This is a genomic window from Streptomyces sp. NPDC043427, assembly GCF_056436655.1.
In genome coordinates, this window is record NZ_JBWKCC010000049.1 from 12,310 (window position 1) to 26,716 (window position 14,407).

Sequence of the window (14,407 nt, forward strand, 5' to 3'; positions counted from 1 at the left end):
CTCCGGTCCCGCATACTGATACGACCCCGCGCGGCAGGGAGCGGCTCGGCTACGCTGCGGAGCATCATGCGTTTCGGGCTGCTTCTTCTTAGCTGCCGCGGCGAGGGCCTGTAGTCCAGGTCGACTCCCTCCCCGCGGAGCTTGGCGTTGCGTCGTCGGCCGTCCATCCGGACATCCTGAGGAGCCCCGCACCATGGCGAACCGCCAGCAGCCCAGTTCCATGCCGATCCACAAGTACGGCCGCTACGAGCAGGTCGACATCCCCGACCGCACCTGGCCGAACAACCGGGTCACCGTCGCCCCCCGCTGGCTCTCCACCGACCTGCGCGACGGCAACCAGGCCCTGATCGACCCGATGTCGCCCGAGCGCAAGCGCCGGATGTTCGACCAGCTGGTCACGATGGGCTACAAGGAGATCGAGGTCGGGTTCCCCGCCTCCGGACAGACCGACTTCGACTTCGTGCGCTCGATCATCGAGGAAGAAGGCGCGATTCCCGAGGACGTGACGATCTCCGTCCTGACCCAGGCCCGCGAGGACCTGATCGAGCGGACCGTGGAGTCCCTGAAGGGCGCCCGTCGCGCGACCGTCCACCTCTACAACGCCACCGCCCCGGTCTTCCGCCGGGTCGTCTTCCGCGGCTCCAAGGACGACATCAAGCAGATCGCCGTCGACGGCACGCGCCTGGTGATGGAGTACGCCGAGAAGCTGCTGGGCCCCGAGACCGAGTTCGGCTACCAGTACAGCCCGGAGATCTTCACCGACACCGAGCTGGACTTCGCGCTGGAGGTCTGCGAGGCGGTCATGGACGTCTACCAGCCGGGCCCGGGCCGCGAGATCATCCTCAACCTGCCCGCCACCGTGGAGCGTTCGACGCCGTCCACGCACGCGGACCGCTTCGAGTGGATGAGCCGCAACCTCTCCCGCCGCGAGCACGTCTGCATCTCCGTCCACCCGCACAACGACCGCGGTACGGCCGTCGCCGCCGCCGAGCTGGCGCTGATGGCCGGTGCCGACCGCGTCGAGGGCTGCCTGTTCGGGCAGGGCGAGCGCACCGGCAACGTCGACCTGGTCACCCTGGGCATGAACCTGTTCTCGCAGGGCGTCGACCCGCAGATCGACTTCTCCGACATCGACGAGATCCGTCGTACGTGGGAGTACTGCAACCAGATGGAGGTCCACCCGCGCCACCCGTACGTGGGCGACCTGGTCTACACGTCCTTCTCCGGCTCCCACCAGGACGCCATCAAGAAGGGCTTCGACGCCATGGAGGCCGACGCGGCCGCCCAGGGCGTCACCGTCGACGACATCGAGTGGGCGGTCCCGTACCTGCCGATCGACCCGAAGGACGTCGGCCGCTCCTACGAGGCCGTCATCCGGGTCAACTCGCAGTCCGGCAAGGGCGGAATCGCGTACGTCCTGAAGAACGACCACAAGCTGGACCTGCCGCGCCGGATGCAGATCGAGTTCTCCAAGCTCATCCAGGCCAAGACGGACGCCGAGGGCGGCGAGGTCACGCCGGGCGACATCTGGTCGACCTTCCAGGACGAGTACCTGCCGAACGCGGAGAACCCCTGGGGCCGTATCCAGGTACGCAACAACCAGTCGACCACCGACACGGACGGCGTGGACAGGCTGACGGTCGAGGCGACCGTCGACGGCGAGGCCACCGTCCTGTCCGGCTCCGGCAACGGCCCGATCTCGGCCTTCTTCGACGCCCTGCAGTCCATCGGCATCGACGTACGCCTGCTCGACTACCAGGAGCACACGATGAGCGAGGGCGCCTCCTCGCTGGCTGCCTCCTACATCGAATGCGCGATCGACGACAAGGTCCTGTGGGGGATCGGCATCGACGCGAACACGACGCGTGCGTCGCTGAAGGCGGTCGTCTCCGCCGTCAACCGCGCCTCCCGCTGACGCGCAGAAACCGGCTCTGACCGGGGACTTCGAGGCCCTGACCGTGGTGCAAGGCGGTCAGGGCCCCGTCACATCTCGGCCACCCCCATGTGCGGGTCACGGAAAGGTCTCGTCCAGGGTGCTGACTCCACCTCATGGATGTGGCTAACATCACGCAAGCATGTGGCGATGATGCCGCGGCGAGTGGGAGGTGCGACGTGCTGCCAGGACGGGAACGAAACGGCCGTGTCGACGGGCGTGCGCGCATTCTGGGGACCCGAACCGCGTGGACTCCCGTCGGTGACGGCGAGTTCTTCTGCCCCGGCTGCGGGGGCGACCGCAACTACCAGCGGCTCACCGGCCGCCGCCGCTTCACCGTCCTCGGCGTGCCCGTGCTGCCGCGCGGTGAGACCGGCCCCGCCGTCGAGTGCGCGGCCTGCCACCGCCACTTCGGCACCGAGGTCCTCGACCACCCCACCACCATCCGTTTCTCCGCGATGCTCCGCGACGCCGTGCACACCGTCGCCCTCGCCGTCCTCGCGGCGGGCGGCACCTGCGCCCGTACGTCCCTGGAGGCCGCCGCGACCGCGGTGCGCGCCGCCGGCTTCGACGACTGTACGGAGGACCAGCTCGCCGCCCTCGTGGACGCCCTCGCCGCGGACACCGGACGCGCCTTCGGGGAGCCCTCCTGCACCGGCCTCGCCATAGAGCTCCACGAGGCCCTGGACCCCCTCGCCCCGCACCTCGCCCAGGTCGGCCGCGAATCGATCCTGCTCCAGGGCGCCAGGATCGCCCTCGCCGACGGCCCGTACACCCCGGCCGAACGCGACGTCCTGGCCACGGTGGGCGCGGCACTGACCATCGGCGCCGACGAAACGTCCCGCGTGCTCGAGGCGGCCCGCACGCCGTCCTGACCCTCCCGGTTACTCCTCGGGGAGTAACCACCCCGTCCGGCCGCCTCAGGCAGTACGCCCGAACTCGCTCTGCAGCGCGACGACTTGCGCCCGCCGCACCGGAAGTCTGAATGCCGTACCCAGACATCCGCTCCGGAGGGAGGGCCCGTTCCATGGGGGCCGCAAAGACGACGGGAAAGACGGGGAGACGGCGTGCCGTTCCCTGGCTCGTGCTCGCGCTGTGGGTCGGCGTGCTCGCGGTCGTGTCGCCGTTCGCGGCGAAACTCGCCGACGTGCAGCACGACCGGATCACCGACTACCTGCCCGCGAACGCCGACTCCACGCAGGTCGCGAAGATCCAGGAACAGTTGCCGGGCGGTGAGACCACCGAGCTGGTGCTCGTCTACCGCCGCGACGGCGGACTGACCGCCGCCGACCGGGAGACGGCGCGGGAGCAGGTCACGCGGGTCGCGGGGGAGCACGCGCTGACCACACCACCGCGGGCGGTTCCGTCCGAGGACGGAACCACCCTGATGTACCCGGTCGCCAGCAGCGAGCCCGGCACCGACGAGGAGAAGCGGGACGCCTTCGTGGAGGCCGTACGCGAGGTCGCCCACAGCGCGGGCGGACTGACCGTCGAAGTGGGCGGGACGGGTGCGTTCGCCACCGACGCGAGCAAGGTCTACGACGCGCTCGGCGGGCCACTGCTCTACACCACCGTCGGCGTCGTGGCCCTCCTGCTGATCCTCATCTACCGCAGCCCGGTGCTGTGGCTGGTGCCGCTCGTCGTGGCCGGCATCGCCGACTACCTGTCGATGGGCGTCGCCTACGGCCTCAACCAGGCCTTCGGGACGACGGTGTCCGGGCAGAGCTCGGGCATCATGACGATCCTCGTCTTCGGCGCCGGCACCGACTACGCCCTGCTGCTCGTCTCCCGCTACCGCGAGGAACTCCGGCGCGTCGAGCGGCCGTACGACGCCATGCGGGCCGCCCTGAGCGGCTGCGGGCCCGCCGTCCTCGCCTCCTCCGGGACCGTCGCCGCCGGACTGCTGTGCCTGCTCGCCGCAGACCTCAACTCCAACCGGGGGATGGGGCCCCTCGGCACCGTCGGTGTGCTGTGCGCGCTGGTCACGATGCTGACGCTGCTGCCCGCGCTCCTGGTCCTGCTCGGCCGCCGGGTGTTCTGGCCGCTGGTGCCCGCCTACGGCAGCACACCCAAGGCCCGCCGGTCGCTGTTCGCCGCGATGGGCACCTCCGCCGGACGGCGCCCGAAAACCGTCCTCGCGGCCGGCGCCGTCCTGCTCGGCGCGCTCGCCCTGGGCGCGCTGAACCTGCCCGGCACGGTCAAGCAGCAGGACTCCTTCGTCGACAGGCCCGAGTCCGTCGCCGCCCTGGAGACCCTCGCCAGGGCCTATCCGAAGGGCTCCGCACAACCCATCGACGTGCTCACCCCGGCCGGCCGGGCCGACGCCACCCTGGAGGCGATCCGGGACACGGACGGCGTCGCCGACGCGCGCAAGGGCCGTACGGGGGAGGGCTGGACCGAGATCTCCGTGGCCGCTTCCGCGCCCCCGCAGTCGGCGGCCGAGACCGCGACCATCGAGCGGCTGAGGGACAGCCTCGACGGCTCCTACGTCGGCGGCGCCAGCGCCCAGCAGATCGACCTGAAGGACACCAACGCCCGGGACCGGATGATCGTCGTGCCGCTCGTCCTCGTCTCCGTCCTGCTCATCCTGATCGCCCTCCTCCGGTCCCTCGTCGCGCCACTCCTGCTCGTCGCCGCCGTGGTCGCGGTGTGGGGCGCGTCGCTCGGCATCGGCGGGCTGGTGTTCGGGCCGGTGTTCGGCTTCGAGGGCACGGATCCCGGCCTCGGGCTGCTGTCCTTCGTGTTCCTGGTCGCCCTCGGCGTCGACTACGGCATCTTCCTCATGCACCGGATGCGCGAGGAATCCATGCGGGGCGTCGAACCCGTCACCGCCGCGCTCACCGCGTTGCGCACCACGGGCGGGGTCATCGCCTCCGCCGGGCTCGTGCTCGCCGCGACCTTCGCGGTGCTGACCAACATGGGCCTGGTCCAACTCGTCGAACTCGGCTTCGTGATCGCGGTCGGGGTGCTCCTCGACACGTTCCTCGTCCGGACCTACCTCGTGACCAGCGCGAGCGTGGCACTGGGACGCAAGGTGTGGTGGCCGGGGCGGCTGTCCCGGGCGCCGGAGCCGGAACGCACGCGGGAGCGTGAGCCGGTCGGCCGGTGAGCCCCGGGCGCCCCTTCCCTGCGGAGGGGGCGCCCCCTGAGGGAGGATGGTGCCGTGGAAGAGGGGGGAACCATGCGGGGGTGTCGCGCCCTGGCCGAGCGGGCTGCGCCGGCCGCCCTGACCGAGCGGGCGCTGGCCGTCGTCAACGGCGTACCGGCCGGCACGGGGAGCGCGCGTGCCGCTCGCGCCGCGGGGCCCTCCCCGCTGCGGGCCGACGCCTGGCTCGCCGCCACGGCCGCGCTGCTGGCCGTCGCGCTCGGCACGTCCATCGAGGACGGCCGCCACCTGGACGCCGTCGGCTGGACCCTGCTGCTGGCCGCGCAGATCCCCCTGGTGTGGCGGCGCCGCAGCCCCCTGCTCGCGCTGCTCGCGGTGGTGCTGTGCGTCGCGCCCTACCACGGACTCGACTACAACCACAGCGCCGCCGTGCCGGTCGCCATGGTCGCCCTCTACACCGTCGCCGCGAACGGCACCGCCCGCCGTACCGTGCTCACCGGCGCCACCGTCGTCGGGGTCACCCTCTTCGTCAACGCCCTGGAAAACCCGCACCAGGTCGCCGAGATCCTGCGCATCTCCGGCTGGATCGTCTCCGTGCTGCTGCTCGGCGGCTACATCCGCGTCCACCGTCAGTACATCGCCTCCGCCCTGGAGCGCGCCGAACGCGCCGAACGCACCCGCGAGGAGGAGGCCCGCCGACGCGTCGCCGAGGAGCGGCTGCGCATCGCACGCGACCTGCACGACCTGCTCGCGCACAGCATCACCCTCATCGGCGTGCAGACCTCGGTCGCCGCCCACGTCCTGGCCGCCGACCCCGACCGCCTCGACCGCACGTCCGTCGCCAAGGCCCTCGACGACATCGCGGACACCTGCCGCACGGCCCGCGGCGAACTCCGTACGACGCTGGAGGTGCTGCGCGAGCAGGACGCCGGGGAGGGGCGCGGCCCCCTGCCCGGCCTGCACGGCCTGCCCGACCTCGCGGAGACCGCCCGCGCCGCGGGGGCGAAAGTCGACCTGTCGGTGGACGCGGGGGAGGTGCCCGCCGCGGTGGGCGCGGCCGCCTACCGGATCGTGCAGGAGGCCCTCACGAACGCCGTACGGCACGGGGGACGCGAGGGCCTCACCGTGCGGGTCGCGGTGTACGACGGGGAGGGCGCCCTGCGCGTGCAGGTCACCGACGACGGCGCGGGCGCCGGTCAGGGAACACCCGGCTTCGGGCTCGTCGGGATGCGGGAGCGGGCGCGCAGCGTGGGCGGCACGGTGGACGCCGGGCCGCTGCCGGGGGAGGGCTACGAGGTGAGTGCCGTACTGCCGATGAGACGAGACCCGACAGGGGAAGGGGCGGCATGATCCGCGTTCTGCTCGCCGACGACCAGACCCTCGTGCGGGAGGCGTTCGCGATGCTCGTCGAGTCCGCGAAGGACATGGAGGTCGTCGGCCAGGCCGGCACCGGCCGCGAGGCGGTGGCGCTGGCCCTCAGCGAGCGCGCCGACCTGGTGGTGATGGACCTGCGGATGCCCGACCTGGACGGCATCGAGGCGACCCGCCTGATCGCGGCCGACGAGGACCTGGCCGGGGTACGGGTCCTGGTTCTCACCACCTACGACACCGACGACCACGTCGTCGAGGCACTGCGCGCCGGCGCCTCCGGCTTCCTGGTGAAGGACACCCGCCCGGCCGAACTCCTCGACGCCATCCGCACGGTGGCGGCAGGCGACGCCCTGCTCTCCCCGGGCCCCACGTCCCGCCTGATCGCCCGCTTCCTGCGCAGCCACACCGCCCCGCCCGCCGAGGGCGGCCCCGAGTGCCTGTCGGAGCGCGAGCGCGAGGTGCTGACCCTGGTGGCGCGCGGCCTCAACAACACGGAGATCGGCGAGACACTGGGTCTCAGCCCCCTCACCGCCAAAACCCACGTCAGCCGCATCATGGGCAAGCTGGGAGCACGGGACCGGGCGCAACTGGTGGTCGTGGCGTACGAGTCGGGGCTGGTAACCCCGGGGGGAGGCTGAAACGACGGCCCCTTGGCGGCGCCGAGAACCGCAGCGCCGCAAGGGGCGCGGGGAACTGCGCGAACAACCACGACGAACCCGCACCCGCCAACGCACAGCAACCGCGCAGACGAACAGGCGCCCGCCCCTACAACAACCCCCCCACCATCAAAAACTTCCGCACCCCTTCGACCTCCTCGGCAGAGAGCCGCACCTGCGGCTCCGCCGTAGCCGGACAGTCGATCACACCCCGCAGATGCAGCGCAGCCTTGAACGCACCCAGCGCCGAGGAACTCCCGCCCATACGGGCCGGGTCGCCCACGCCCACCAGCCCGAACAGGGCGCACAGCCGCTCCTGTTGTGCGCGGGCTCCCTCCAGATCCCCCGCACGGCTGAGCCGGTCGAGGCGCACGTACCCGTCCGGGTCGACGTTGGCGAGCCCCGGCACCGCCCCGTCCGCGCCCAGCGCGAGCGCCGCGTCGACGAGCAGCTCGGAGCCGGTCAGGACGCTGAAACCGGTGATGCCCGGGTTCACCCGGGCGCCCGTCACGACCTCGCGGAAGGCCGCCAGGTCACCACTGGAGTCCTTCAGCCCCGCCAGCACGCCCTCGGCGGCCAGTTCCAGGACCAGATCGGCGGGCAGCTTGGTGTGCACGGCCACGGGGATGTCGTAGGCCACCACCGGGACCGGACTGGCCGCCGCGACCAGACGGAAGTGGCGGGCGATCTCCGCGGGGTGGGTGCGGGCGTAGAAGGGGGCGGTGACGACCACGGCGTCCGCGCCCGCCGCCGTCACCGAGGCGACGTGGTCCAGGACGCGGGGCGTCGTCATGTCGATCACGCCGGCCAGCACGGGCAGGTGCCCCGCCACATGGGCGACGGTCGCCTCCACCACCTCCGCGCGCTGCCGGTCCGTGAGGAACGCGGCCTCCGACGAGGAGCCGAGGACGAACAGGCCGTGCACTCCGGCCCCCATCAGATGGTCGAGCAGCCTGAGCAACGAGGGGACGTCCACCTCGCGGTCCGGTGTCAGGGGGGTGCAGACGGGCGGGACGACACCGGAGAGCGGGGTGGGGAAGGTCATCGAGGCTCCTTTGGCTGCTGGCTCTGTCGTACGAGGTCGCGGGTCGAACGGTCCTCCTCCACAGGATGGTGGCAGCGGTAGCGGTGTCCGGGCGTCGACGCGGCGGAGAAGCCCGGCATGTCGGACGCGCACTCCTCGTCCGCCTTCCAGCACCGCGTCCGGAACGGGCACCCGCTCGGCGGCCGGGTCGCCGACGGCACCGGACCGGCCAGCGGGATCGGTTCGATCGGGTCGAGCAGGCCGGGCGTCGCGGAGAACAGGGCACGGGTGTACGGGTGCCGGGAGCCGTCCGTGACCCGGTCGGCCGGAGTCTCCTCGACGATCCGGCCCAGGTACATGGTGATCACGCGGTCGCTCATCCGCCGTACCGTCTGGATGTCGTGCGAGACGAAGACCAGCGCGAGACCCAGCCGGTCCTTCAGGTCCAGCAGGAGGTTGAGGATCTGGGCGCGGACCGACACGTCCAGCGCGCTCGTCGGCTCGTCCGCCACCACCAGATCGGGGTCGAGCGCGAGGGCCCTGGCGATGGCGACCCGCTGCCGCTGGCCGCCGGAGAGCTGCCCCGGCAGACCGTCGGCCAGCACCCGGGGGAGGCCGACCAGGGCCATCAACTCCCGCACGCGTTCCTCACGTTGCTGTTTCGATCCCCGGTCGTGCACATCCAGCGGGTCCCGCAGGATCTGCCGGACCGTCAGCCGACGGTTCAGGGCCGTCGACGGGTCCTGGAAGATCATGCCGGTGCTGCCGCCGACGGCCGCCCGGCGTTCGGCGGGCGGCATCGACCACAGGTCGCGGCCCTTGAAGGACACCGCTCCGGACGTCGGCCGCTCCACCCCCACCAACACCTTCGCCAGCGTCGACTTGCCGCAGCCGGACTCGCCGACCACACCGACCGTCTCGCCAGGGGCGATGGTCAGGTCCGCGCCGGTCAGGGCGTACACCCGGTCCCGTGTGAACAGCCCGCCGCTGCGGGCCTTGTGCACGACATGGGCGTCGGAGACTTCCACCAGCGTGTTCACGCTCACGTGATGACCTCGCTCTGCGTCGTCGCCAGGAACACCGCCGGGTGGTGGCAGGCCGCCATGTGCGTGTGGGTGCCCGTCAGGTCGGGGGCGGTCGTGCGGCACACCTCGCCCGCCAGGGGGCAACGGTCCGCGAAGCGGCAGCCCGCCGGGAAGTCGGCGGGGGCCGGGACCACGCCCCTGATCTGCGTCATCCGCTCGGCCGCCGACTCCAGCGACAGCACACTCCCGAGCAGACCGCGCGTGTAGTGGTGGGCCGGCGCCTCCACCAGGTCGGCGGTCACGCCCGTCTCCACGATCTGCCCGCCGTACATCACCACCACCCGGTCGGTGACGTCCGCGACCAGCGCCAGGTCGTGCGAGACCAGGATCAGCGCGAAGCCCAGCTCCTCGCGCAGCCGCAGCAACAGCTCTATCACCTGCGCCTGCACGGTCACGTCCAGCGCGGTCGTCGGCTCGTCGGCGATGATCAGCTTCGGGTCCCGGGACAGCGCCATGGCGATCAGCACCCGCTGGCGCTGGCCGCCGGAGAGCTCGTGCGGGTAGCTGCGCAGGGTGCGCCCCGGGTCAAGACCCACCATGGTCAGCAGTTCGGCGGGGCTACGGCGGCCCCCGCGCCGTACGACCTGCTTGAGCTGGGCGCGGATCGTCATCGCCGGGTTCAGGGAGGACAGCGCGTCCTGGTAGATCATCGCCATCTCGTGGCCGAGCAGCCGCCTCCGTACCCGCATCGGCTCGGACGGCAACTCCCGCTCATTGAAACGGACCTGGCCCCTGACTCGGGCGCCCTTCGGCTGCAGGCCCATCACGGTGAGCGCGGTCAGCGACTTGCCGCAGCCCGACTCGCCCACCAGGCCGAGGACTTCACCGGCGTACACCTCGAAGCTGATGCCGTCGACGATGTCCACGCCGCCGTGCCGGGCGTCGAAACCGACGGCGAGGTTCTCCACCGCGAGCACCGGCTGCCCGTCGCGGGGCAGCGGGCGGGCCCGGGCGCGTAGCCGCCGCGCCGCCTCCGCCAGACCGGGCAGCTCGACGACCTCGCCGCTGCCGGGCTCGGGGGCTTCGAGCGCGTCCTTGTCGTCTTTCTCGTACGTTGTGTCCTTCGCGTCCTTCGCGTCCTTCGCGTCCTTGGGCAGGTCCACCTCGCGCGCCGAGGGCGCCGCCCACGCGTCGGAGACGCCCTCGGAGAGGACGTTCAGGGACAGCACGGTGACCAGCATCAGCAGCCCGGGGAAGACCGTCGCCCACCAGCCCCCGGTCAGCACCATGTTCTTGCCGTCCGCGATGACACTGCCCCACGACGGGTCCGGCGGCCGCACGCCCGCGCCGATGAACGACAGGGACGCCTCGAACACGATCGCCTCGGCGACCTGCACCGTGCAGAACACCAGGACCGGGGCGGCACAGTTGACGGCCACGTGCCGCAGCACGATGTGCGGGGTCCGCGCACCGATCACGCGTTCCGCCGTCACGTAGTCCTCGCCGTACTGGTCGAGGACGTTCGCCCGTACGACCCGCGCCACCGGCGGGGTGAACAGGAATGCGATCGCGCAGATCAGGACCGTGATCCCACCGCCGAACACGGCGACGAGGACGGCGGCCAGCGCGATCCCCGGGAACGCCATCACCACGTCCAGGCAGCGCATCAGCGTCTCGTCGACCGCCTTGCGGGAGGTCGCCGCGACCGCGCCGAGGAGCGCCCCCACGACCAGGGCGAGCCCGGTCGCGCCGAGCCCGATGGCGAGGGACCAGCGGGCGCCGTGCATCAGCCGGCTGAGGATGTCCCGGCCCAGGCTGTCCTGGCCCATCCAGTGCTCGGCGGAGGGATGCCCGGTGCCGTCGACGGGCGGCTGCTGGTCGAGCGGGTCATCCGGCGCGAGCAGGGGGGCCAGCAGCGCCATCAGCACCACGACGGCCAGGAAGCAGACGGCGGCCTTCGACAGTGGCGGCAGCCGACGCCAGCCGCGAAGCCGGACGCCGGGACGGGAGAGGGCCCGGGCGAGCTTCCTGGGACCGAACGTCATGTCGCCTCCCGCAGACGGGGGTTGACCAGGAGGTAGAGGACGTCGATGACGAGGTTGACGACGACGAAGCCGGTGGCCGTGGTCAGCACGACCCCCTGGACGACCGCCGGGTCGCCGTTCTTCACGGCGTCGATCATCAGCTTGCCCATGCCCGGCAGCGAGAAGATCGTCTCGATGACGACCGCGCCGCCGAGCAGATAACCGACCCGCAGCCCGAGCACGGTGAGCGGGTTGATCAGGGCGTTCCTGAGCACGTTCCGCCCGACCACCACCGCGGGCGGCAGCCCGCTGCCGATCGCCGTGCGCACGTAGTCCTTGTCGAGTTCCTCCACCACCGCTGTCCGCACGATCCGCGTGAGTTGCGCCGCCACGGGAAGCGACAGTGCGAAGGCGGGCAGCGTCATGGTCTTCAGCCAGCCGGTGAAGGAGTCGGCCGGGTTGATGTAGCCGCCGGTCGGGAACCAGCCCAGGTCGACCGCCAGGTACTGGATCATCAGCAGCGCCAGCCAGAAACCGGGGGCCGCGACACCGGTGAGGGAGATGACCCGGATGATCTGGTCGGGCAGCCGGTCCCGGTGGATCGCGGCCGTCACCCCGCCCACCAACGCCAGCACCACCGCGATGCCCAGGCCCAGGAACGTGAGCTGGAGCGTGAGCGGCAGCGCGGTGGTGACCTGGTCGACGACCGGCGCCCGGGTCAGCGCGCTGACGCCCAGGTCGCCGTGGAGCAGGGCGCCGACGAAGTCGACGTAGCGGACGGGGAGCGGGTCGAGCAGGCCGTTGCGCTCACGGAAGTCGTGCAGCTGCTGCGGGGTCGGGTTGGCGCCCTGGAAGAACGCGGACGCCGGGTCGACGTCTGAGAAGCGCATCACCAGGAAGACGAACAGCACGATGCCGAGCATCAGCGGGACGAGCAGGGCGATGCGCCGGAGCAGAATCCTGGCGACGGTGATCACCGAGCGGCTCCTACACCCACTTGGCCTGGAGGAGGTTGATGCCGGGGTACGGCTGTGCTCTTATCCCGGCGAGCCGCTTCGGGTCCCAGGCGGTCATCAGCTCGTTGTGGACGACGGGGTAGAGCACGGCCTGCTCGGCGACGATGTCGATGTACTCCTGGACCATCAGCTTCTTCTTCTCGGCGTCGGACTGGCGCGTGGCCTGGTCCATGGCCCGGAAGAGCTGCTTGGCCACGGGGTTGTCGGCCCAGCGGGCGTACTGCATCCACAGGTTCTGCGGGCCGTAGTTGTAGTGCATGATCAGGTCGGCGTCGAGGCCGAACTGGTTGGGGTTCGAGGCGGCCGCGACGACCTGGTAGTCCTGCTTCTGGTCCATCTTGGTGAAGACGGCCGTGGTCTCCTGCGGGGACAGCGTCGTCTCGACGCCGATCGCGTCCCAGGACGCCTTGATGGTCGGCAGACAGTCGACGATCCAGCTCACGTTCACCGAGAGGATCTCGACCTTCAGCCCCCTGACCCCGGCCGCCTTGAGCAGCGCCTTCGCCTTGTCGGGGTCGTGGTCGTAGACGGTCTTCGCGCGCCGGTGGCTCGGGTTGCCCTCGTCGAGGAAGGAACTCGACGGAGTCCCGTGCCCCTTCAGGGCGACCTCCACCATCTTCTCCGTGTCGATGGCGTAGTGCAGCGCCTGCCGGACGCGCACGTCGTCGAAGGGTTTGTGCTTCGTGTTGAACATCAGGAACAGGTTGTTCATCCCGGCCCCGCCCGCGACCGACAGGCCGCCCTTCTTCAGCTGTGCGATGTTGGCGTACGGGATGTTGTCGGCGAGCTGCGCGCCCGCCTCGGCGCCGGAGATCCGGGCGACACGCGGGGCGGCGTCGACGATCGTCAGCCAGTTCATCTTCTTGAAGGCGGGCCGGCGCGGTCCGTTGTAGTCGGCGAACGCCTCGAAGGTCGTGTTGGACTTCGGGTGGTGCGCGCTCTGCCGGTACGGCCCCGAGCCCACCGCCTTGCCCTTGGTCGCGTCGTCCCAGGCCCCCGGCCGCGAGAACACGTGCTTCGGCATGATCTTCGCGAGGGTGAGCCGCGAGGCCCCCTCCGGGAAGGGGAACTTCAGCACCAGCTCGACGTTCCGCGCGTCGATCTTCCGGACCTCCTTCAGCCAGCTCGCGAAGAAGCCCTTGGCGAGGGTCTGGGTGTCCGGGTCGAGGATCCGGTCGAAGACGAAGACCACGTCGTCGGCGGTGACCGGCTTGCCGTCGTGGAAGGTGGCCCCCTGGCGCAATGTGAACTTCCAGGAGGTACCGCTCAGGTCGGCCGGCACCTGGGTCGCGAGGGCCGCGTACGGCTCGCGGGAGATCGGGTCGGTATCGAGCAGTCCCTCGTAGATGTGGTGGTTGGCGGCCATGCAGAACGCGGACGCGGTCTGCGTCGGATCCCAGCTGCCGTCGTTGCCGTAGCCGATGACCGCGGTCAGCGTGCCGTCCTTGCCGCCGCCTCCGCCACCGGTGTCGTTGGTCGACTCCGGTCCGGTGGAGCAGGCCGACAGCGACGAGGACAGGGCGGCGGCCGCACCGAGCGCGCCGCTGTACTTCAGGAACGACCGGCGGTGCGGCGCCGGAACGTCGCGGGTCACGTCGCGGGTCACGTCGCGCACGGTTCCTCCAGTGGGGGGAGATACGACGTCCTACGTCCTGCTTGGTCAGGCGCGACCATAAGAGCGGCTGTGGGGGCGGTCAAGAGATCGCACACGAATGGCACAGTCGCCAGAGGTGGGACCAATGGCGCTGTGAAGGGCGGAAGTTGCTCCCAGAAGGGGCGGGTGCTGATGGTCGATCAGGAACGCAGACTAAGTCCTACATTTGACAAAGTCCAATGTAGGCGTTACTTTTCGAGTCCATTGAGCAGGTGTGTACGGCACGAGCGGGTTACGCCTTATCGACCACTTGTGGTGATTTGGCGTGTTGTTCCGCGCTGTGGGTATCAGTCGCCTTCCTCCCAGCCGCCACACCCGACCCCTTCTGAGAACCGGAGTTGGACATGAGGTGCTACGACTGCCTTCAGGAGGCGCGCACTGACACCGAGGGCATTGGTGTCTGCTCGCGCTGCGGCTTGGCCACCTGCGAGAACCACGCCCATGTACGTCAGGTGCACATCTCTCACGCGGCCGGTTTGGGGCGCACCTACGGCGCCCGCGCGGCGCGCAGAGTGGTCTGCCACACCTGCGACCTGGCTGAGACCACGCACTGACTGTCGCGTGGGTGAACACGAGTTGCCGGGGCGTGCCGCCTGTC

The 14,407-nt window shown here is 70.9% G+C and carries 11 protein-coding genes; 6 read left to right on the forward strand and 5 right to left on the reverse strand.

Translation table 11 applies throughout. The features are described 5' to 3' along the window. Window positions 1–193: 193 nt before the first annotated feature. The 5 genes from leuA (at window position 194) to AC067M_RS43895 (ending at window position 7,048) form a co-directional block, all read left to right on the forward strand. Window positions 194–1,915 carry a 2-isopropylmalate synthase gene (gene leuA, locus AC067M_RS43875; RefSeq protein ID WP_478702599.1) on the forward strand — a complete coding sequence of 574 codons (1,722 nt, stop codon included), beginning with the start codon at window positions 194–196 and terminating at the stop codon, window positions 1,913–1,915. 197 nt (window positions 1,916–2,112) lie between these two features. Next, a complete protein-coding gene (locus AC067M_RS43880; protein WP_478702600.1) occupies window positions 2,113–2,808 on the forward strand; it encodes a tellurite resistance TerB family protein in 696 nt (231 codons plus the stop codon). A 152-nt stretch (window positions 2,809–2,960) separates the two neighbouring features. Then, on the forward strand, window positions 2,961–5,042 hold the full coding sequence (locus tag AC067M_RS43885; protein ID WP_478702601.1) for an MMPL family transporter: 2,082 nt from the start codon (window positions 2,961–2,963) through the stop codon (window positions 5,040–5,042). 72 nt (window positions 5,043–5,114) lie between these two features. After that, window positions 5,115–6,389, forward strand: coding sequence for a sensor histidine kinase (locus AC067M_RS43890; RefSeq protein WP_478702631.1), 1,275 nt, complete (start codon window positions 5,115–5,117; stop codon window positions 6,387–6,389). Beyond that, entirely contained in the window at window positions 6,386–7,048 is a 663-nt protein-coding gene (locus tag AC067M_RS43895; protein WP_478702602.1) for a response regulator, read from the forward strand. The genes AC067M_RS43890 and AC067M_RS43895 overlap by 4 nt, the downstream gene beginning before the upstream one ends. 127 nt (window positions 7,049–7,175) lie before the next feature. Here AC067M_RS43895 and AC067M_RS43900 read toward each other — a convergent pair whose 3' ends face one another. Genes AC067M_RS43900 through AC067M_RS43920 form a run of 5 tightly spaced genes read right to left on the reverse strand, consistent with a single transcriptional unit; the run spans window position 7,176 to window position 13,761 of the window. Continuing rightward, entirely contained in the window at window positions 7,176–8,111 is a 936-nt protein-coding gene (locus AC067M_RS43900; protein ID WP_478702603.1) for a dihydrodipicolinate synthase family protein, read from the reverse strand. Then, window positions 8,108–9,130, reverse strand: a complete 1,023-nt coding sequence (locus AC067M_RS43905) for an oligopeptide/dipeptide ABC transporter ATP-binding protein (protein ID WP_478702632.1) — start codon at window positions 9,128–9,130, stop codon at window positions 8,108–8,110. The genes AC067M_RS43900 and AC067M_RS43905 overlap by 4 nt, the downstream gene beginning before the upstream one ends. Window positions 9,131–9,132: 2 nt before the next feature. Further along, on the reverse strand, window positions 9,133–11,160 hold the full coding sequence (locus AC067M_RS43910) for a dipeptide/oligopeptide/nickel ABC transporter permease/ATP-binding protein (protein WP_478702604.1): 2,028 nt from the start codon (window positions 11,158–11,160) through the stop codon (window positions 9,133–9,135). Further along, window positions 11,157–12,116: an ABC transporter permease gene (locus tag AC067M_RS43915; protein ID WP_478702605.1), complete on the reverse strand. Its 960-nt coding sequence runs from the start codon at window positions 12,114–12,116 to the stop codon at window positions 11,157–11,159. The genes AC067M_RS43910 and AC067M_RS43915 overlap by 4 nt, the downstream gene beginning before the upstream one ends. A gap of 10 nt (window positions 12,117–12,126) precedes the next feature. Continuing rightward, window positions 12,127–13,761: an ABC transporter substrate-binding protein gene (locus AC067M_RS43920; protein ID WP_478702633.1), complete on the reverse strand. Its 1,635-nt coding sequence runs from the start codon at window positions 13,759–13,761 to the stop codon at window positions 12,127–12,129. A 392-nt stretch (window positions 13,762–14,153) separates the two neighbouring features. Between AC067M_RS43920 and AC067M_RS43925 the strand changes: the two genes are divergently transcribed. Then, a complete protein-coding gene (locus AC067M_RS43925) occupies window positions 14,154–14,363 on the forward strand; it encodes a DUF2180 family protein (RefSeq protein ID WP_478702606.1) in 210 nt (69 codons plus the stop codon). Window positions 14,364–14,407: the final 44 nt, after the last annotated feature.